16 protein-coding genes and 1 riboswitch are annotated in these 22657 nt (G+C 27.4%); of the genes, 15 read left to right on the forward strand and 1 reads right to left on the reverse strand.

Going from position 1 to position 22657, the window contains the following annotated elements; translation table 11 throughout:
- Positions 1–111: 111 nt before the first annotated feature.
- Complete coding sequence (locus BN6774_RS06510; RefSeq protein ID WP_066891488.1) at positions 112–558, reverse strand: hypothetical protein; 447 nt, start codon at positions 556–558, stop codon at positions 112–114.
- Between the two features lie 345 nt (positions 559–903).
- Between BN6774_RS06510 and BN6774_RS06515 the strand changes: the two genes are divergently transcribed.
- The 15 genes from BN6774_RS06515 (at position 904) to BN6774_RS06585 (ending at position 22653) form a co-directional block, all read left to right on the forward strand.
- Positions 904–1665, forward strand: a complete 762-nt coding sequence (locus BN6774_RS06515) for a MurR/RpiR family transcriptional regulator (protein ID WP_066891492.1) — start codon at positions 904–906, stop codon at positions 1663–1665.
- Positions 1662–2411 (forward strand): MurR/RpiR family transcriptional regulator, encoded by a 750-nt coding sequence (locus BN6774_RS06520; protein WP_407922091.1) that lies wholly within the window; start codon positions 1662–1664, stop codon positions 2409–2411. Before BN6774_RS06515 ends, BN6774_RS06520 begins: the two co-directional genes overlap by 4 nt.
- A 154-nt stretch (positions 2412–2565) precedes the next feature.
- Entirely contained in the window at positions 2566–3411 is an 846-nt protein-coding gene (locus tag BN6774_RS06525) for a Cof-type HAD-IIB family hydrolase (protein ID WP_066891498.1), read from the forward strand.
- Between the two features lie 15 nt (positions 3412–3426).
- Positions 3427–5109 carry a glycoside hydrolase family 13 protein gene (locus BN6774_RS06530; RefSeq protein ID WP_066891501.1) on the forward strand — a complete coding sequence of 561 codons (1683 nt, stop codon included), beginning with the start codon at positions 3427–3429 and terminating at the stop codon, positions 5107–5109.
- Positions 5110–5113: 4 nt separating this feature from the next.
- Positions 5114–6523, forward strand: coding sequence for a PTS transporter subunit EIIC (locus BN6774_RS06535; RefSeq protein ID WP_066891503.1), 1410 nt, complete (start codon positions 5114–5116; stop codon positions 6521–6523).
- Positions 6524–6815: 292 nt separating this feature from the next.
- Positions 6816–6899, forward strand: a riboswitch (cyclic di-GMP riboswitch).
- 163 nt (positions 6900–7062) lie between these two features.
- Complete coding sequence (locus BN6774_RS06540; RefSeq protein ID WP_066891506.1) at positions 7063–13389, forward strand: NPCBM/NEW2 domain-containing protein; 6327 nt, start codon at positions 7063–7065, stop codon at positions 13387–13389.
- A gap of 295 nt (positions 13390–13684) precedes the next feature.
- Positions 13685–14455, forward strand: coding sequence for a CsxC family protein (locus BN6774_RS06545; protein ID WP_066891509.1), 771 nt, complete (start codon positions 13685–13687; stop codon positions 14453–14455).
- A 198-nt stretch (positions 14456–14653) separates the two neighbouring features.
- Positions 14654–15424 (forward strand): CsxC family protein, encoded by a 771-nt coding sequence (locus BN6774_RS06550; RefSeq protein ID WP_066891512.1) that lies wholly within the window; start codon positions 14654–14656, stop codon positions 15422–15424.
- A gap of 133 nt (positions 15425–15557) precedes the next feature.
- A complete protein-coding gene (locus BN6774_RS06555; RefSeq protein WP_066891515.1) occupies positions 15558–16721 on the forward strand; it encodes a DUF7852 domain-containing protein in 1164 nt (387 codons plus the stop codon).
- Between the two features lie 156 nt (positions 16722–16877).
- A complete protein-coding gene (locus BN6774_RS06560; RefSeq protein WP_066891518.1) occupies positions 16878–17180 on the forward strand; it encodes a hypothetical protein in 303 nt (100 codons plus the stop codon).
- 51 nt (positions 17181–17231) lie between these two features.
- Positions 17232–17819, forward strand: a complete 588-nt coding sequence (locus BN6774_RS06565; protein ID WP_066891521.1) for a DUF1919 domain-containing protein — start codon at positions 17232–17234, stop codon at positions 17817–17819.
- 150 nt (positions 17820–17969) lie between these two features.
- Positions 17970–18947 carry a diaminopimelate dehydrogenase gene (locus BN6774_RS06570; protein ID WP_066891524.1) on the forward strand — a complete coding sequence of 326 codons (978 nt, stop codon included), beginning with the start codon at positions 17970–17972 and terminating at the stop codon, positions 18945–18947.
- A gap of 121 nt (positions 18948–19068) precedes the next feature.
- The gene (locus tag BN6774_RS06575) at positions 19069–20442 is read left to right on the forward strand and encodes a bifunctional metallophosphatase/5'-nucleotidase (RefSeq protein WP_066891527.1); all 1374 of its coding nucleotides are present in this window, start codon (positions 19069–19071) and stop codon (positions 20440–20442) included.
- Positions 20443–20673: 231 nt separating this feature from the next.
- The gene (locus BN6774_RS06580; RefSeq protein WP_066891530.1) at positions 20674–21582 is read left to right on the forward strand and encodes a LysR substrate-binding domain-containing protein; all 909 of its coding nucleotides are present in this window, start codon (positions 20674–20676) and stop codon (positions 21580–21582) included.
- 249 nt (positions 21583–21831) lie between these two features.
- Positions 21832–22653, forward strand: coding sequence for a DAPG hydrolase family protein (locus tag BN6774_RS06585; RefSeq protein WP_066891534.1), 822 nt, complete (start codon positions 21832–21834; stop codon positions 22651–22653).
- Positions 22654–22657 lie beyond the last annotated feature (4 nt).

Here is a 22657-nt window from a genome sequence, read left to right on the forward strand (position 1 = left end):
GATTATTGATAATTGAAAGTATAAAAGTGGATAAATTTATTTATCCACTTTTAATTCGCAATATATTAAGATTATTCATTAATCTATATTAAAGAAATTTATAACAATATTTTAAAATTCACCGACAATTATACCAAATCTAAAAATCATAAATATCATAATTAGTATATTAATTAAATAACCAATTAGTAAGGCAGACCATTTTTTATAATTCATCTTTCCCTCTATACTTCTGTACGTAAGAAAGCCAATCATAATTATTATTCCAAGCATTATTAACGTATAAAAAATATCAAACTTAAAATTAGTTGACATAATAATCTCCTTAAATCCTAAATTTGTATAGTTATAAATGCTATGTATCATATCATAACTCATTTCCGCTATTGGTACTACGACACCTTGAGTAAGAAAAGCCATAATAGAAATTTTCCAAATCTGCTTTTTCTCTATAAAAAATGAAAATACAACTTGAGCACTTATTGCAATTAAACAATATGTAATATATCCTACATACATAAAATAACCTAAAAATAACATTGAAAAAATTTCTTCCATATCAAATCTCCTTGGAAGTGTTTTATACACTTATATCGTATAGTTCGTCTTTTAATACAATTGCGTAATAATATATACTTTTATTATACATTTATTTAGGATATAATTCCATAAGGAATAGAGGCAATATACCTTAGCTAGAAAAAAATTAATAATTATCAACAACATAGAATGGAAGTAAATTAAAAAGTGACTTGTAGAGTGGCTAAGATAATATAATGCAAGTCTATTCTATGGGGGTTTAATATAATTTATTGTATTTGTAAAAGATAAATGTAAGTTGTAGAAATAAAGTAAATTTATATATAATTATATTAAAACAATAGTGATAAATAGAGGTACTTTATGAAAATTGAAGAATTAATAAATAATAATTATGATAAATTAACGCAAAATGATCATCAAATTTTCAATTATATAATAAATAATAAAGAAGCTTGTAAAGAAATGACATGCGAACAGCTTGCTGAAAAATGCCATATATCTAGAACAACATTGCTTAGATTTTGTCGTAAGGTGGGATTAAATTCTTTTGCTGAATTAAAATATTTATTGAAATCATCAGATTCTAAAGCCTATGAAAAATCAAATTTAGATATAGAAGAAGCCTGCAAAACATATCATAAGATAATTGATGAAATTAAAGAGCATAAATACAATGATATTTGCTCTTTGATATATAATGCAGAAAATATTTATATTTATGGAACTGGAAATGCTCAAAAAGCAGAAGGAGAAGAGTTTAAAAGAATATTTCTATCAGCAGGAAAATGTGTTATTGACTTATTTGACTTAGGTGAAGTTAAGCTTATGCAAAAGAAGTTTACTAGTAAGGACTTATTTGTAATAATTTCTCTGTCAGGAGAAACAGCAGAAGGAATTAAGGTGCTAAAATCTATTGAAAGTACAGAAATAAATACATTATCTATTACACGTTTTCAAAATAACACTATAGCTAGAATGTGTAAAGATAATCTTTATGTATCAACAAAGATGTTACAAGGATTTAAAGATATTTCGTATGAGCTTACTGCTGCCTTTTATGTCCTTTTAGATATATTATTTGTAAATTACTTAGAGTATGTAAGGGGGAGAGAGTTATTATGATTGAAGAGTTAATGAACAGGTACTATAAGAACTTAAATGAAAATGATAAGCTTATTTGTAAGTACATTATAAATAATAAAAATACTTGCTATAAGCTTTCTATAGAAGAGTTTGCTTCAAAATGTAATGTTTCAACTACTACCTTATTTAGGTTTGCAAAAAAAATATCTTTACCAGGATTTAGTGAGTTAAAAGCAAGATTACGCTTAGAAGTAGAGTCTAAAGCTAATGATGGAAGTGATTTTTTAACTACTGTTACTTCTAGTTATCATAAGTTAGTTGAAGATATTAAAAATCGTGATTGTGATAATATATTTGATAATATATATAAGGCTAAAAGAATTATTGTATTTGGTAGTGGATATTCACAAGCTAGAGTTGCAAGTGAATTTAAAAGAATATTTTTACCAACAGAAAAGATTATTTTCAATATGCATGGGTACGATATGGTTGATGCTGTTGGAAAATTGGCAAAGGAAGATGATTTTGTAATTATTATTTCGTTATCAGGAGAATCAAAGGGAGTAATTAAATTAGCAGAAACATTAAGATTAAATGGAATAAAAACTCTATCAATAACAAGAATGATTAATAATTCTTTAGCAGCTTTATGTGATGAGAATCTTTATATAAATTCAATACCATTACCTAAGGAATATATTTTAGATTATGAAATATCAACTCCATATTTTATTTTAATAGAGTTATTATTTTTAAAATATCAGAAATATTTAACACTACTATAAATTACAATAACTAACTTCAAATTTGGATGTACAATTTTTCATAAATTGAAATTTCGAACAGAGTTTGTACATATTTTTTAAAAGAGCTAATATTATTGATTGGCTTTTTTTTATTTGTTACTATAATGATGACATTAAGAGAGGTGATCAGTATATGCAACAAATAATATTTTTTGATATTGATGGAACCTTAAGGGATGAAGTTTATGGGGTACCTGAAACTGCTAGAAATGCAATAAAGATGTGCAGGGAAAATAGTATTTATACTTGTTTATGTACAGGAAGAACTATTGGAACAATAACAGATGATGTATTAGACTTATCAACTGATGGAATTATTGCAGGTGGGGGATCTTACATTGAGTTTCAAAATGAAGTTATAAAAAAATCTTTTTTTAACATAAGTAAAATGAAAGAAGCCAGTTTCTATTTAAAAAATCTAAATAGTGAAACGGCATTTACTTTTGAAAGTGATGATATCGTTTTTATGAATAAGACTGCAGTAGAAATATTAACCTCTCTAAATAATGAAAAGTTTAAACTATTAAATGAAGAAGACAGAAAAAGTGCTATATTAAAACAAAAGATAATATATGAGGAAAATATTCATGATTTTAATGAAAATCTTCATGGAATAAATAAAATATGCTTATGGTCAAATGAAGAAGTATTTAAAAGTTTAAAAAGCATTTTTTCAGAAAATGAAATTCAGTTAGCTCAAAGTTTTAAGTTTGACTCTCGTAATTATTATGAAATAATACAAAAAGAGTGTAACAAAGGAGAGGCAATACTTAGTTTGTGTAAACATTTAGGTATTGATTCAAATAAAACTATAGGTTTTGGTGATGGAAGAAATGATATTGATATGCTTAAGGTTGTAGGAAGTGCAGTAGGTGTACAAGGTGGAAGTAATGAAATATTTCAATATGTTGATTCAATATGTGAAGAGCCAATGAAAGATGGAATTTATTTAGAACTAAAGAGAAGAAATCTTATATAAAGGAGAAGGTGTAGAATGAAAAAACAATGGTGGCAAAAAGAAGTTGTATATCAAATTTACCCCAAAAGCTTCAATGATAGTAATAATGATGGGATTGGAGACATTAAAGGAATAACTGAAAAATTAGATTATTTAAGTAACTTAGGTGTAACAATGCTTTGGATTTGTCCAATTTATAAATCTCCTATGGATGATAATGGATATGACATAAGTGATTATTTTGATTTAGCACCTGAGTTTGGAACTATGGAGGACTTAGATGAACTTATAGAAAAAGCCAAGGACAAAGGAATTAAAATAATTTTAGATTTAGTTATTAACCATACATCTGATGAACATAAATGGTTTATGGAAGCCATAAGTAATCCAAAAAGTAAATATCATGATTACTATATTTTTAAAGAAGGACAAGAAGTACCTAACAATTGGAGATCAGTTTTTGGTGGTAGTGTATGGGAAAAGGTAGAAGGAAGAGATGAATACTATTTTCATGCCTTTGGGAAAAAACAACCTGATTTAAATTGGGAAAATAAAGAGGTTCGTGAAGCTTTATATAAGATGGTTAATCATTGGTTAGAAAAAGGTATTGCTGGATTTAGAATAGATGCAATTACATTTATAAAGAAGGATTTGACTTATAAGAATTTAGACGCAGATGGTGTAGATGGGTTAGCAAAGTGTACAAAGGCATCTAGAAATCAACCAGGTATAGAAGAGTTTTTACATGAACTTAAGAGAGAAAGCTTTGATAAATATAACTGCGTAACTGTAGCAGAGGCTCCAGGGGTATCTTATGATGAACTTGGTGATTTTATTGGTGAAAATGGATATTTTTCAATGATATTTGATTTTAAATATGCTGATTTAGATGTAGCATCTGGAAGTGAGTGGTTTAAGAGAGTTCCATGGACTGTTAAGGAATTAAGAGAAAAAATTATGACAAGTCAAATGGCTGTTCAAAAGTATGGATGGGCTGCAAACTTTATTGAAAACCATGATCAACCAAGATCTACAACAAAGTATTTATTAAATGAAGCAAATAATGAAGATGCTATAAAAATGATGGGAGCTATGTATTTCTTATTAAGGGGAACTCCATTTATCTATCAAGGTCAAGAGCTTGGAATGACAAATTTTGAAAGAAAATCAATAGAGGAATTTAATGATATTTCAAGTATTGATCAATATTATAGATCCATAGAAGAGGGATTTAGCAAAGAGGAAGCATTAAAAATTGTTAACCTTAGAAGTAGAGATAATTCTAGAACTCCATTTCCTTGGAATTCATCAGAATATGGGGGATTTTCAAAGAAGAAGCCATGGCTTGGCATGATAGAAAACTATAAAGAAATAAATGCAAAAGCTCAAGTTGGACAAGAAGATAGTATCTATGAATTTTATAAAAATCTTATAGACTTCAGGCAAAATAGTGTATATTCAGATTGTTTGATATACGGTGATATTGCCCCAATAGATACAAAAAATGATGATGTAATAGCATATACAAGGCATAATAATAATGAAATTATATATTGCTACTTTAATTTTAGTAAAAAAGGTGTTTTTGAACCTTTAGATATGAAAAATAAAAAAGTTATATTTAATAATCTTAAGGATTATGAAGTTAATGAAGAGGGAATAGTATTGAAGCCACATCAAGCTTTATTAGTTACTATTAACAACATGGGAGAGGTGTAATAAAATGAGTGATAAGTATTTAAAAATTGCAAAAGAAATTATAGCAGTAGTAGGGAAAGATAATATTCTTTCTGCTACTCACTGTGCTACAAGGTTACGTTTAATTGTAAAGGATAATAAAGCAATAAAGGATGAAGAGGTTGAGAAGATTGATGAAGTAAAAGGAGTATTTTATACTTCAGGGCAATATCAAATTATTTTAGGAACAGGAATAGTTAATAAAGTATATGTGGAGCTTAATGGGTTAGGGCTTAAAACTCTTTCAAAAGCAGAGCAAGATGCAGCTGTTAAGGATAATGAAAAGGGTTTGAGAAGGTTAATGAGAATTTTAGCTGATATATTTGTACCTATAATTCCAATTATAGCAGCAACGGGTCTTTTCTTAGGATTGAAAGGAGTTGTATTTAATGATTCCGTACTTTCTTTATTTGGAGCAACAAGTGCTGGAATACCAGAATCAGTTCAATCCTTAGTATCAGTATTAACAGATACAGCATTTGCTTTCTTACCTGCAATAATTTGTTGGTCTGCTTTTAAAGTTTTTGGTGGCACTCCTGTAATCGGTATAGTAATTGGTTTGATGTTAGTTTCTCCTATTTTACCAAATGCTTATGCAGTGGCGGATCCAAATAGTGGTGTTGAAGCATTAAGAATTTTTGGTATTCCAATAGTAGGATGTCAAGGTAGTGTTATTACAGCAATTATAACAGGATTTTTAGGTGCAAACTTAGAAAAGAAGTTAAGAAAAATAATGCCAAATGTTTTAGATCTAATTTTTACTCCTTTTATAGTTATGCTAGTTATGTTAGTAGTTGTATTCCTTGGTATAGGTCCAGTAATGCATAATATAGAACTTGGAATGGTTGGACTAATAGAAAAATTAATTGAATTACCTTTTGGTATTGGTGGGTTTGCAATAGGGGTTATCTATCCATTATCAGTTTTAACTGGATTACATCATACTTTTGTAATGATAGAAACTTCATTGCTTGCTAATACTGGATTTAACCCTCTTATTACATTATGTGCAATGTATGGATTTGCAAATGTTGGCGTATGTTTAGGATTTGCATTAAGATCTAAAAAGGAAAGTGTTAAGGCTACAAGTATTGGCGCTATGCTTTCACAATTATTTGGAATTAGTGAACCTGTTTTATTTGGATTATTAATTAGATATAAATTTAAACCATTATATGTTACATTATTAACTTCAGGAATAGGAGCAGCGCTTTTATCAATATTTAGAGTTCAATCTAATTCTTATGGATTAGCAGTTGTTCCATCATATTTAATGTATATTTATGAAGGACGTCAACTATTATTTTATACATTAATATCATTAGGATGTGTAGCTTTAGCTTTTGTGTTAACATGCATATTTGCAGTTCCAAAGGAACTTACAATAGAAGAATAAATAGAGAAGAATAAAAAACACCTACTTTAGTAATATATTTGCTAAAGTAGGTGTTTTTATGATTAGTAGAAAGCAAAGTAAAAAATATATATTGATTATGATAAACCTTCAAGAATTGAAGTGCTAGAAGATGAAGTAATTAAAATATGGTAAAATGTATGCTAGTAACAAGCGATAATATTTATTATTATTTAATATTAAATGCATTATATTATAAAATTAAAAAAATACATGAAAATTGGGAAAAAATGTTTTGAATATTTTATGAACAATATGGTAATATTTATCTATAAAAATTAATAGGCAAACTTAAAGAAATTTAAGGACGCAAAGCTATAGGGACTAAAGTGTTAATCTAAGTCAGCCAGTTGCCAAAAAGTATTTATATAAATGCTTTTTGTTTTATTAAAATATTACCTTCATTTGAAATTTATTTTAGATGGGATTTATTTTTGTGCAAACTTATATGACACTACCTAAAAGGTGGTGTTTTTTGTTCTCTAAAACTTTAAGATTGCCAGAAGGTGGGATAAATAATAATGTTAAGAAAAAAATTATCAGCAGTGATTATTGTTGCAATAATGACTAATTTAGCTGCTACACCACTAAGTGTTCTAGCAGAAACTTTAACAACTAACAATGTCATACAAGAAGATGTGAATCAATTAAAGGAAGCAAAAGTAACTAAAATTGATTTAACAAACAGTCAATATAAGGATAAATATAATGATGTGTTTAAAATTAATAATGAAAAAATAGCTTCAATATCAAATAATGGTGGTCAATATGCAAGTTCAAGTATAGATAGAGCTATTGATGGAAATTTAAATACCCATTGGGAAACTGGAAAGGAAAATACAAATAATTTTACTAATGAAGTTGAATTTAAATTTACAGAAGAGATAACTATAGACAAAATATTATATTTGGCTAGAAGAGATGCAAGTGGAAAAGGCTTTGCAAAGGAATTTGAAATCTATAGTTCATTAACAGATAATGAAGATGACTTTAAACTAATATCAGATGGTAGTTATAATGGTTCAACTTTAGATACAATAGAAATAAAATTTAATCCAACAAAGTTTAAAAGATTAAAATTTAAATTTAAGAATGCATATAATAATTGGGCATCAGCTGCAGAATTCATGTTTTATAAAGAAGACTCAATTCTAGATAAGGTTAAAAACCTGTTTAAAGATAATACTATGGCTGATGTTTCACAAGAGTTTAATAGTATAGATAAAGTGAATTTATTAGAACAAGAGTTTAAAAATCATCCTTTATATAATGATTATAAAGAGAACTTTGAAAATGCAAGAATTCTTTTGAATCAGGAATCAATAGTACCAACTGAAGCTCAGGTTTCAAAGTTTGATACATATTATTCAGATTATAGACAAGCATATGATGAAGTTTTCAAAATGAGTAATACTAATATAGACAATGTATATGCTAATGGAGGATATTTAAATTATTATTCAACAATATCAAATATGACAGATGGTAATTTAGATACTTACTGGGAAACTGGAAAGGGCACAACAGATAGCTTTAAAAATGAGTTAATATTTACATTAAAAGAGAATACAGTTTTAAATAGAATAGCATATAGATCTGCTTGGAATACAGTAGGCTTTGCCGAAAATTTTGAGATTTGGGCATCTAATACAACTAAGGGAGACACGTTCCAATTAGTGACAAGTGCTACAGCAAGTAAAACAGCAGATTTAGTAGAAATAAAGTTTAACCCAACAAGCTTTAAAAGAATTAAATTCATATTTAAGAACAATGGAACAGCGACAGCTTCAGAATTTATGTTCTATAAAGAAGATAAAGGGTCAGACCAAATGGCTAAATTATTTACAGATAGTACTTTAAGTAAAGTAAATGAAGAGTTTAATAGTTTAGATAAATTAAATAAACTTGAAGAAAGTGTTAAGACCCATCCATTGTATACTAAATTTAAAGAATCAATAGCTGATGCTAAAGCAATTGTTGAAAATAAAGAAGTTGAAACTACAACAGCAATTACAAGAAAAATAACTTACGGAGAAAATGATGAATATAATAAACTATATAAAGTATCAATGGATAATATAGAATCAATAACTAATAATGGAGGACATTATTGGAATCAAGTAATTAATAATGCTATAGATGGAAAATTAGATACCTATTGGGAAACAAATACTGCAAATAATAATAACTTCAATAATGAGGTAGAAGTTACATTTAAAGAGCCAGTAAAAATTAACAGAGTAGTATATGCTCCAAGACAAAGTGATTTAAAAGGATTTGCGCAAGAATTTGAAATTTACGCATCAAGAACTAGTCAAGGAGATACGTATCAATTAGTGGCAGCAGGGACATCAAGTAAGGTTTCGGGATTAGTTGAAGCTAAGTTTAATGAAACAGAATTTAAGAGACTTAAGTTTAAGTTTAAAAAATCAGATCAAAACTGGGCAAGTTTAAGCGAAATAATATTCTATCAAAAGGATGAAGTATATGAAAAGGTAAATAATATATTTACTAATGGTCTTATGAATGAATTAACAGAAAATGCAAATACATTAGAAAAAATACAAGCTTTAGAAAATGAATTAGTTAATTATCCATTAAAAGAAGATTATACTTCAAGAATAGAATTAGCTAAGAAGATTTTAGAAAATCCATCTAAATATCAAGAAGGAATTTTAACTGCTTCTCAAAGAGGAGATTCTAATAAAGAAGCAAGTCAGCATCAAATAGCAAGAACATCATATAATCTTGACACATTTGGTAAATATGTAACACCAGGTGAAATTATTAGTGTATATGTTGATGCAGATGAAAAGGGCGTTATGCCTAAATTAGTATTTGGACAACTTGCAAATGATAAAAATGGTTGGACTAGATTTTATGATCTAAAACCAGGTTTAAACACTATTATAGCTCCACAGTTTAATAATATGTCGCCAGCTGTAATATATGTTTATAATCCAGCATTACCAAGTGATCAAGCATATGCACCAAAGGTAAGACTCGAAGGGGGAACAGCATTCCCAGTTTATTATCATGGTGTAACTGATCCAGCAGAATATGAGAAAGAATTAGAAGAATATAATAAAAAAATAAGCACAGATGATAATGATTTTGCAAATGGATTAAGAGATGATGTTTATTATAATGTTACAGAGTTAGTATCAGAAAACAACTTGATAACAACAAGTGCTGCTGGTGCGATTAAGGGAATAAAAGAAATGAAATCAGCAAATAAAACAGTAAAAGATACTATGGATGACTGGGAAAAAATGTGGTATGAGTTCCAAAAGTTTAGTGGATTTGTTGAAGGCGATGAAGATCCAAGGAATGATTTATTTAATGTAAAATTTATCTCAAGGGTATTTACTAAAGGACCAACAGGTTGGTCAGATTGGGGATATACTGGATATAATGGTGGAAATGCAACAAGAAGAGATACAGGTACTTTTAAGAATATAGTAAAACCATTTTCTATAGGTGATGATTGGCTATATTTCCATGAGTGGGGACATAATATTAACAACTCATCAACAGAATATACTGAAGTTACAAATAATTTATATTCTGCACAATTGAGAAGGGTATTTGGAACAGGTGGCAAAGACGATCGTATTGATTGGAACACTTTATACTCAAGATTCTCAGGAAATACTGTTTCATTAGGATTTTGGACTAGTTTAGGAATGATAAGCCAACCATTATATTATTACGGAACAGATACTTATGGAAAAGCATCTAGAATTGCTAGAACTAATCCAGATGGAATTTTAAATGGATTAACAAGCAACCAACAAAGATTGGTTATAACATATTCTTTAGCTGTAGGATATGATTTAACAGATTTCTTTGATGGATGGGGATATTGCAAAGCTACAGATTTAATGAAGAGTAAAGTATCTAATTTACCAAAGCCTACTGTAAAACTTGAGTATATGAATACTTCAGGTATAGATTATAAAGGTGAAGGATTTACAGATGAAACTAATGTTAATATAAATAGTTTCTCAGCAAATAGTGAATTAAAACAAAATACTATTACTTTCAGTGTAGATGAAAAAGATAAAAATGATATTATGGGTTATGAAATACTTAGAGATGGAGAAGTTGTAGGTTATACAGTAAGTAATTCATTTGTAGATAAAAATATAGATGTAAACAAGGATTATACTTATGAAATTGTAGCATATGCGAAGAACTTAACTACATCTAAGAAGGTAGCTATTTCATCTAAAACTCCTACTTTGATTTCAAATGAAAAAATTACTATAAAATTAAATGAAGAGTTTAATCCTTTAGAGTATGTCAATTCTTTTGATTATTTAGGAAATAATATAGAAGATATTAAGGTTACGAATAATGTTGATACAACAAAGAAGGGAATTTATAATGCATCATATGAAGTAGTATCTAATGGTATTAAAGTAGCTAAAAATTCAGTTGTAGAAGTTGTTAGTGATTATGATTATTTATCAGATAGTGATTGGACTTCTGCTAGTACTCAATATGATACTGTAAGAAAGAATAATGATTTGAAATTACTTGTAAATGGAAAAGTAAAGAGTTTTAACAAAGGCTTTGGAATTCATGCAAATGGAGAAATAGTTTATGATTTGTCAGGAAAAAACTATGATAAGTTTGAAGCTTTTGTTGGAGTTAGTAGATCAATATCAGCACAAAATAATTCAAGTATAATATTTAGTATATTAGCTGATGGTAGTGAAATTTATAATAGTGGATTAATGAAATACGAAACACAAGCTAAATATGTAAGTGTAGATATTAAGGGTGTAAAAGAATTAAAGATAGTTATCAATGATGGTGGAAATGGAATATCATCAGATCATGGTGTTATTGGAAATCCAATACTTACAAATAATAATGTAAAACCAATATTAGAAGTTGGAAAAGATGAAAGCATAGAACTAAGAAGCGAATATAACTTAATGGATTCAGTTGAAGCAACTGATATTGAAGATGGTATTTTAACTGATTCGGTTGCAGTAAATGATAATGGATTTAATACAAATAAAACTGGAGAATACACAATTGAGTATTCAGTAAAAGATAGTGATGGAAATATAACAAATGCATCTAAGAAAGTTTTAGTTTATAGCGAGAAAAAATATTTATCTGATACAGATTGGATATCAGCTAGAACTGATTATGGTTCAGTAAGAAAGGATAAAGCTTCTGTAAATTCTAATATTAAGTTACTACTAAATGGTGAAGTTAAAGAGTTTACAAAAGGAATAGGAACTCATGCAAATTCAGAAATAGTATATAATTTAGAAGGCAAAAACTATGAGTATTTCGAAACTTATGTTGGAGTAGATAGAAATATTCAAGAACAAAATAATTCAAGTATTATATTTAAAATTTATGCTGATGGAGTAGAGGTTTATAATAGTGGATTAATGAAGTACAATACAGAAGCTAATTTTGTAAGAATACCAGTTAATGGAGTAAAAGAGTTAAAATTAGTAGTTGATAATGCAGGTAATGGTAATTCATCAGATCATGCTGATTTTGGCGATGCTAAATTTTTAATAACAAACTCTATACCTAAATTAACTATACCAGAGTCAATATCAACAACTTTAGGACATCCTATTGACATTAATCAAGAATATAGTGCGAGTGATATAGAAGATGGAAATTTAACTGACAATGTTAAAGTTGAAGGCAGTGTTAACTTTGATAAAACAGGTAAATATGAAATAACATATACAGTAGTAGATAGTGATGGAAATAAAGTTGTAAAGACTAGAACAATAGCAGTTGTTGATATGAATGATTATAATTATTTAACTGATTTAAATTGGAAATCTGTTAGCTATAGTTATACAACTCCAGTAAAGGATAGCGCTATAAGTGGTGGAGCAATTAAGTTAACAAATGAGGATGGAAGAGAAGCTACTTTTAACAGAGGTATTGGTTCTCATGCTACATCAACAATAACTTATGATTTAAGTAGTGAAAATTATTCATACTTTACGTCCTATATAGGTGTAAATAGAAATATGTATAATAGTATAGCTTCTATTGAATTCCAAGTATATGTTGATGGGGTATTAAAATATACAAGTGGATTAATGACATCTAAAATGCCAATGAAATTTGTACAAGTAGATATTAATGATGCAAAAGAATTAAAGCTAGTTGTAACTGATGGTGGAAATGGAATAGGATCAGACCATGGAGCTTGGGGAGATACTAAATTACACTATGCAAAGGAAAATGGAGCATCAATAAATAGAATAGAATTAAATGAATTAATTAAAACTGTAAGTGAATTAGATTCAAAAATATATACTGAAGATAGCTTTAATAATTTAACTTTAGTTTTAAAAGATGTTAATACTAATCTAGCAGATGGATATAATCAAGAAGAAATTGATAAGTTATATAATAACTTAAAACAAGCTTATGATGCTTTAGTTAAAGCAACTGATTTTTCAGCACTTAAGGAAGTAATATCTAAAAATAGTAATTTAAATGAATTGCATTATTATAAAGATGCAATTACTGCTCATAAAGCTCTAGTAGAAGAAGCTAAGAAAGTTTTAGCTAATGAAAATGCTACTCAAGAAGAAATTGATAAAATAGTAGCAAAAATAAATGAATCATCTAAAAAGTTAGTAGTTAGAGAAAATAAAATAGAGCTTGAAAAGAAAATAAAAGAAGCTAAAGAAATTAAAAATGATAATTATCAAAAGATAAGATGGGATAATTTCCTTTGGGGCATAGATTATGCAGAAGGAATATATAAGAATATCGATGCAACTGATGCAAATATTAGTTCAGCATTGTTTACACTTGAATACATGAAGGGCGAGTTAAAGTAAATATAAAAAATAAATCAGTAGTTAGCTTTTATAAGGGCTAACTACTGATTTATTTTTAATTAAGAATTATGACTTAAAAAGAAAAAATTAAAAGCAATAGAAATTATTGATGAACTTTTAGAACTAGTTGATTTAAAAGAAGTTAAAATAAGAAAATGAGAAAAAAAGAAATGCTTTGTGTTAATAAAAAATATTTTTAGCTATGTATGCACAAAAGAAGGGTATTTTTTATATTATGTAATATAAGATTTCACTGACTATATCTAAATTAGATGATAATGGAGGAAATGTTATTATGAATAATAACAAAATATGTACAAATGATAATGTAAATTTAGTAGACCCTTGTGCAACTGTTGAAACTTTACCTCAATCTTTAACTGAACAAATTGCTGTAACTCCTACTGTTATTGCAGCTGGACCAGTATTTGTTAAGATTCCAGTTGTATTAGCAGAATTAAATATAACTATTCCTGTTGAAGCGACTATCACATTAGATCAAGAAGCTATTGAAATAAAAAGAATTAGAAAAAATGTATTTTTAAATCAATCTCGTATTATTCCATTTTCTCAAGATGCTAGACCTGGAACAGGAATATTATTTATAGCTGGTTTTATAAGAAAAAATATTGAATATGCAACTCAAACTTGTAGCACAGCTGGAACTGCAAATGTATGTGGAGATATAAGACAATGTACAGTTGAAGTACCTTTCAATTTTACAACAAGAATTACTTTCATTAGACCTCCGGTTTTTGCTGAAAATACTACTCCAACTGAGTTAGAATTCTTTACAGATAAACTTCAAGGCTGTGATACTTGTGCAGATAGAGTTATTGGACGTAATCCTTGCGATAGGAGTTCTCGATTCACAGAAATCTTTAATGAAAAACCATTTACTGAATTAGAAAGGGCAGATATCGTTGAAGTAGATATTAACACAAATCCAATTATAAGCTGCACAACTCCAACAGAACAAAGATTTACTATGCTTACTGAAAAAGTGGTAGTTAATTTAACATTGAAAGTATTACAAAAACAACAAGTAAATATTACAGCACTATAAGTATGAAAATATAGTAAATATTAAATTTGATTGAAAATTAATAGTATTAAATAATATGTTACAGACCTAAAGTTTACTAAAAAGCTTTAGGTCTGTTTTTATTTATTAGTGTACAAAAAAGGTGAAAATTGTATATTATACATTAAATAGATTAAACTAGTCATATTTTAATAAGATAAAGAGGGAGGAAACCTTATAATGAATGATGATAAAAAAAACACAAATGATTGTGACATTACAGCAGATCCTTGTGTAACTATTACCTCTCAAGTACAATCATTAACCAAACAAATTCCTGTAATACCTAATGTCATTGAATGTGGACCTGTATATGTTAAGGTTCCAGTAGTATTAGCAGAATTAAATGTAACTATTCCTGTTGAAGCTACTATAACATTAGATCAAGAAGCTATGGAAATTAAAAGAATTAAAAAAAATGTATTTTTAACTCAATCTCGTGTTATTCCATTTTCTCAAGATTGTAGACCTGACACTGGAATTTTATTTATAGCAGGTTTTATAAGAAAAAATATTGAATATGCAACTAAAACTTGTAGTATAACTGGAAGTCCAAATATTTGTGGAGATATAAGACATTGTACTGTTGAAGTACCTTTTAACATTACAACAAGAATTAATTTCATAAGAGAACCTGTTTTTGATGAAAATACTACTCCAAGTGAATTAGAATTCTTTACAGATAAACTTGAGGGGTGTGATGTTTGTTCAGACCCAGTTATTGGACAAAATCCTTGTGATAAAAGTTCTTTCTTTACAGAATTCTTTAATGAAAAACCATTTACTGAATTAGTAAGAGCTGATATTACTGAAGTTGATATTCATACCAATCCAACTTCAAACTGCCAAACTCCTACTGAACAAGTTTTTACTAAATTCACAGAAAAAGTAGTACTAAATTTAACATTAAAAGTACTACAAAAACAGCAAATAAAAATAACAGCATTATAATTATTAAATAAATCTAAATCTAATAATTTTAATATTATTTAATAATATAAAACAGACCTAAAACTCAATAGGGAGGTTTTAGGTCTGTTTTTAAGATAATATAAATATTAAATTCTTAAGTGGAGGAGAGATTATGGAAAGATACTATTCCAACCCCAATTATAACCAACTTAAGATAAGACAGTATGAAGAATATATTAGAAGGCAGAATTATTATTATATATATATGAAAATTCATTATGAGAAATATATTAAAAATCAAAGTAGTCAATATATAAATATGAAAAGATATTATGAAGAATATATTAAAAGGCAAAATAATCAATATATAAATATGAGAAAATATTATGAGGAATATATTAAAAAACAAAGTAGATATTATTTATATCTAAAAAAATATTATGAAGAAAATAATGTGAAAAATAAGGATAGTTTTGAGAATAAAATAAAAGAAGATAAAATAAATACTCAAGAGGATAAATTAATTAATTCTTTAAATAACGTAAGTATAGAAGATAATCAAATAAAAGACAACCTTCCAGATAATCATATTAATGACTTTTTTGAAAATGATATTGTAGTAAATAATTCAAAAGTTAAGGAAGATAAAAAAGAGAAATGTGAATACTTAAATAATAGTAATAATAGTAATAATACTAGTATTGAGGAAGCAGGTCAATATGATTATTTAATAAATAAAAGTTCTACTAGTAGTAAGGATTCAAAGAAAGAAGAATTCTTAGAAGATTATAATATTTTATTTGCTAATTTTCCAGTTATATTGGCAGAGGTAAGTATAGAAGTGCCTGTGGAAGATACTATTACCTTAGAACAAGAAGTTATAGAAATTAAAGAGATTAAAAAAAATTTATTTTTAACTAAATATAATCTTATTCCTTTTTCCGCAAGTATTATAGAACCTAATTCAGGAGTATTATTTATAGAAGGTTTTATAAGAAAGAATATTGAATATGCAGTTCCAATTTATAATGATGGAGAAAAGATAAATAGGAATGGAAATGTAAAACAGTGTATTGTTGAAATTCCTTTTAAAGTTACTACTAGAGTTAACTTTCTTAAACAACCAATTTTTAATGAAAACATTAATGAAAAGCCTTATGTTGAAATAGTAAAAGTAACATTTATTCAAATTGGTATTAATAAAAATCTAATTTTAAGCAAAGAAGCTAACTCAGAAAAAATTTTAACTGAGATGACTGAAAAAACAATTTTAAATGTAGTACTAAAGGTATTGCAAAAACAACAAGTAAAAGTAGCTATAGAAAATAAAAAGTAGATAAATTGTAAAAAATTTATCTGCTTTTTTTGTAAACTTAATTTTAAAAGTAAAGAGCAAATTTGAGTTTGAAATTATTTCCATATAAGTATATTATAAAGGTATAGTTGTAGTGAGAAGAAGAATGAAATAATAAAATATATAGGAGGGCCTATTATGATATTGGTAAACTGTCCGTGGATGCAAAAAGATATAATAGATGTTATTGAAGCCGTACAATATAAGGGAGGAAATGTTTTTAAGCATATAAAAACTGAAGGCATTAGAATTTTTTTTGATTCCCAAATATCAGCAGAAGAAAAGGATATAAGAAAATCTATGATTGTTGAAAATACACTTATAATGGAAGCTATAAAAAATATTCCTAGAATTGATACCTTAGCTATTAATATTGTTCCAGTAATAAACGGTAGTGTGGTAGAAGGATATAAATATACAGTAGGTGGATATAAAGAATAAGATTGGTGTACAAGTCAGTATACTGGATATTAAAAAGGGATGTGTTTTTAGATGGATACAAAAATTAAGTTAACATCACAGTTGAAAAATAAAGACTTTAGTATTATATGCAATAATTGTTTAGGAGGTTATATATATCAATATTATAATATTGAATATAGAACACCTACATTAGGATTGTTTTTTCTTTCAAAGGATTATATTAAATTTTTAGAAAATATAAAGTTTTATATTTCAGGTAAATTAGAATTTATTACAGTAAAAGAATCAATCTATTATGATAATTTTAAAGCTTTCGAAGAAGAGATTAATTTCCCTATTGCTAGATTAGAAGATGTAGAAATATTTTTTATGCATTACAAGAACAAAGAGGAAGTAATAGATAAATGGTACAGAAGACTAAATAAAATTAATTGGAATAATTTAATAGTTATTATGGCAGAAAATGAAACCTGTGATTATGAAGTAATAAGAAAGTTTGATTCTCTTCCATTTACTAAAAAGATATGTTTTACAAAAGATGAGTATCTAGACATAAAATCATCATGTTGTATAGAAGAAATGAATAAAAGTGGAGCACAATGGACAGTAGAATTAATAACGAATCATTTTAATATAACAAATTTTATTAATAATTAGTTTAAATTTTTATAAGAATAAATATAAAGTAAATGTAAAGTCTTTAAGTATAAAATATGGAAAAAATTAAAAAAGTATGATAATGTTGTTATAAAAATAAATTTAAATTATATAAAAAGGGGGTGCTTGGCTTTATAGCCAAGGAAATATATGAGCAATAAGATAAGAGTAGGTATAGTAGGCTATGGAAACCTAGGAAAAGGAGTAGAACTAGCTTTAGATCAAAATGATGATTTTCAGTTAGAGGCTATTTTTACAAGAAGAAATCCAGAAAAATTATTAGGTACCTCAAAAATGGTACATATTTCAAAGATTGAAGATTATAGAGATAAAATTGATGTTATGATTATGTGTGGAGGTTCAGCTACAGACTTACCACAACAAACACCAGAAATTGCAAAGATGTTTAATACAGTAGATAGTTTTGATACTCATGCTAATATACCGGAATATTTTAATAAGTTAGATGATATAACAAAAAATTCTGGTACTATCGGACTTATTTCCGTTGGTTGGGATCCGGGATTATTTTCATTAAATCGTCTTTTAGGTCAGGCAATACTTCCAAAAGGAAAGGATTATACTTTTTGGGGAAAAGGTGTAAGTCAAGGACATTCTGATGCTATTAGAAGAGTAGAAGGTGTTAAAGATGGAGTTCAATATACTGTGCCTATAGAAAGTGCTATTAATATGGTACGTACAGGAAAAAATATAGAACTTTCAGCTAGAGAAAAGCATGAAAGAATATGTTATATTGTACCTAAAGAAGATGCTAATTTAGAGTATATTAAGAATGAAATTATAAATATGCCAAATTATTTTTCAGATTATAATACTACAGTTAACTTTATTACTGAAGAAGAAATGAATAAAAATCATAGGGGAATGCCTCATGGTGGATTTGTTATTCGTACAGGAGTTACTGGGGAAGGTACAAATCAAAGGATGGAATTTAGTTTAAAACTTGATAGTAATCCAGAGTTTACCTCTAGTGTTTTAGTAGCTTATGCAAGAGCTGTTTATAGATTGTATAAAGAAGGACAAAAGGGAGCTCGTACGGTTTTAGACATTCCTTTTAGTTATTTATCTCCAAAATCAGGAGAAGAGTTAAGAAAAGAGTTGTTATAAAATTAAAATTGGATATATCAGAATTAGTATTTTATAATTTTGATATGTCCTCTTTTTGTTTAGAGTAGTGGAACTTAATATAATGGTTAAGAATAAAAGGAATTAAAAGGGGCATAGAATTATGAGATTTAAGATATTACATACTAATGATGTTCACAGTAGATTTGAAAACTTTGCTAAACTTACTACTAAAATAAAAGAGTTAAAAGATGAAAACACATTAGTTTTAGATGCAGGAGATTATCATGATTTTAAAGATGTAATGCTTCAAGGAACAAGTGGAAAAGCAGGAAGAGAGTTGCTTTTGGAGGCAGGGTATGAAGCTATTGCAATTGGTAATAATGAAGCGTTTGAAGGTTTAGACACATTAGGTTTTATGGTGAAGAATGATTGTTTACCATTTTTATCATGTAACTTAGTTAAATTGGATGGAAGTATGATTTTAGGTGTTAAGAGAAGTATTATAGTTACTAAATCTGGTGTAAGATTTTTAATAATAGGAACATCACCTAACTTTAAAATATTTCTTCATCTTTTAGGGATGAATACTCTTGATTATAAAGAGCAGATTCAAAAAGAATTAAGTGATAATAAAGGAAAATATGATATATGTATTTTACTTTCTCATTTGGGTCTCATTGAAGATACTGATATAGCTAATACTATGGAGGGAATAGACATTATAATTGATGGTCATAGTCATGAACTTATGGCAGAGCCTAGAGTAATAAAAAATACTGTTGTTCATATGTCAGGATGTTATGGTGAAAATTTAGGTCTTTTAGAATTCGAGTATAATGGAAATATAAGTGAAATTAATGGAATAAATATTAATATAAAAGATGTAGAAATGGATGAAAATATTATCAAGATAATTGAGAAAAATAAAAAAACTGCAAATGATAACCTTGGATTACCTCTTTACAGTATTGATAGAGATATGTGGCATGATGTAGTAGAGGAAAATCCCATAACTAATTTGTTAGCTGATGCTGTTAGGGATGTACTTAATTGTGATATTGGTTTAATTAATAGTGGAATTATAAATAGTGGTATAAGAAAAGGGGAAGTATCCTTTAAGAAATTAATTGAAATATGTCCATCACCATTAAATCCAACATATATGGAGATACAAGGGAAGTATATAAAGAAAGCTTTAGAGCAATCATTAGATCCAGAGTTTTGTTATAAAGATGGAGCTGGATCAGGCTTTAGGGGAAGATTTTTAGGAAGGCTCCATATTTCAGGTGCCTTAATTGAACATGATGGTAATAAAATTAATAAAATAATTATAAATGGCAAAGAGCTAGATGAAGAGAAATATTATAGTGTTGCTACTTCAGATTATTTGCAAAGAGGTACTGGTTATAGAGATTTAGCTAATAATATAAATGTGAGATATAATGTAGAATATCTTAGAATAACACTTAGGGATTATTTATATAAAAATAATTTTTTAGACAATTCATATATTGATAGATGGATTAAAAAATAAATTAAAATGGCTTTATCAAAGCTTCAAACTAGTGCTAACGGAAGACGTTACTATATAGCTTGTGTTAAAGAATTATTATAAATAAAAGATATAGTATAGAAGATTTTACAGAGAACAGTGTCTAAAGTATGAGGTTTAAGTATATATAGAATTCATATTGATTACAATTTATGGTATAATTAATGTGTTATTAATTCTTATAGAAACCAAGGGTATATCGGGGGGAGTTATGTGAAATACGAAAAAGTTACCTTACTTCAGATTGAATACTTTCTTGCTACAGCAAAACATTTAAACTTTACAGAAGCAGCTAAAAGTTTATATGTTTCGCAACCCTCTTTAAGTAGACAAATTGCAATCTTAGAAAATGAGATAGGAACTAAACTTTTTTTTAGAACAAATAGGAATGTAAGATTAACATCTGCAGGAATAGTTCTATTTAATGAAATTAATGGAGTTATAGACTATATAGAAAATGCTATAGAAAATGCTAAAGAACCTAATTTAGGTGAGAATTGTACTTTAACTATTGGATGTTTAGAATCCATGAATACTAGTACATTTTTACCAAATATTATTAGAAAATTTAAAGAGAAACATAAGAATATTAATTTAATTTTAGAGAGTCATAGTTTCAGAGAACTAAGAGAAAAAATGATAAATGGGAAACTAGATATAATATTTACACTTTCCTTCGAAATTGATGATTCATTAGGAATTTTATGGGATACAGTATATAGAGGGAATTCTTATATTGTAATGGATTCATCTAATCCATTAGCTAGCTATTCTAATTTAAGTATCCAAGATCTTAAAAATGAAAAATTTGTTATAATTTCTAGGGATGAATCACCTAAAGGATTTGATGCAATAATAAATATATGTAGAAAGAATGGTTTTGAACCTAAAATAGTAAAGCAGCTTCCAAATGTAGAATCGGTATTATTATGTGTAGAAGCTGGATTAGGAGTTGCATTATTTGACTCACAAGTAAGATATAATAATAAAAATATAAAAGTTTTCAAAGTAGAAAATGATTATATAGATGTTATAATGGCATGGAAAAAAGAAAATATGAATTCAAGCATTCCGCATTTTGTAAATGGAGTTTTAAGTGAAGTGAAATTAATAAATTTATAAAATTTAAGCTAGTAGATAGTAATTATTATATCTACTAGCTTTTTGCTTTTTAAGAAATTATATATAAGTATTATTTATTTAATACAAAAAAGTATTATTTTATCAAAGCATTATGTTATTAAAGTATCACAGTGATAACAAAGAAGCATTTTAATTAAATCATTAACATTGATAAAATATAAACAAGGAAGTGAATGTATTTAATTTTGAAAAGGATTACTAAATATTAATAAATAAGGAGAGATAGCTATGATAAAGGAGTTAAAAAGAGAATTAAAAAAAGAGGAAAAAGAAAAGTCATATTCCAAGTATTTTTATAAACCCATTGCAACTCCAAATGAAGAATTAATGGGAATTTTGAAGAAAGGACCTATGAATCCTGATAAAGCATTAAATCCAGAAAATATAAAAAAATTACTTGAGGCTGGATATGATGAAGTGGAAACTGGATATTGTACTTTACCAAATGGAGCAGCTTATGTAGCTGTAAATAATAAGTTTCCAGGTGTTTCAATAGATATGATTAATTGGTGGTTTGCTTGGCATGCATTAGAGGACTTAAGATATATGCTTTGGTTTAGAACTGGGCATTATGGAATATCTATAAGTGACGAAGATAGAGAAAAAATACTTAATCCAGAAACACCAATGTTAGAAAAATTTCAAGGACGTGTACATTATGTAATAGAGGACACAGGGAATGGACCAGAAGATATCCGAATTTCATTTTTAACTCCAGAAGAAATAGGTTTTGATTCAAAGGAGCTTAAAGAAAAAAATATTACAATAGTATGCGGTAATGGATTAGCTCAATCAAGAGTAGGTGGACCTAAAGCACCAGCAGTAATGATGCATTTATTTAGAGAAGTACCTGGTGGAATAGAATCCCGTACTAGATTTTGGATGGGTTACAACATAATTGATAAAAAGTTTTGTAAGCTTATTCCAGATGGAGTACAAATTCCAATTCAGGCACCGATGGGACTAGCTTTCCACAATGTTGAGGAATATACCAATTTAGCTAATATTTTACCAAGTTTATATAGAGAAATGAATGGGGAAATAGTTTAGTTTT

The organism is Clostridium nigeriense (genome assembly GCF_900086595.1).
Taxonomy (GTDB): domain Bacteria; phylum Bacillota; class Clostridia; order Clostridiales; family Clostridiaceae; genus Clostridium; species Clostridium nigeriense.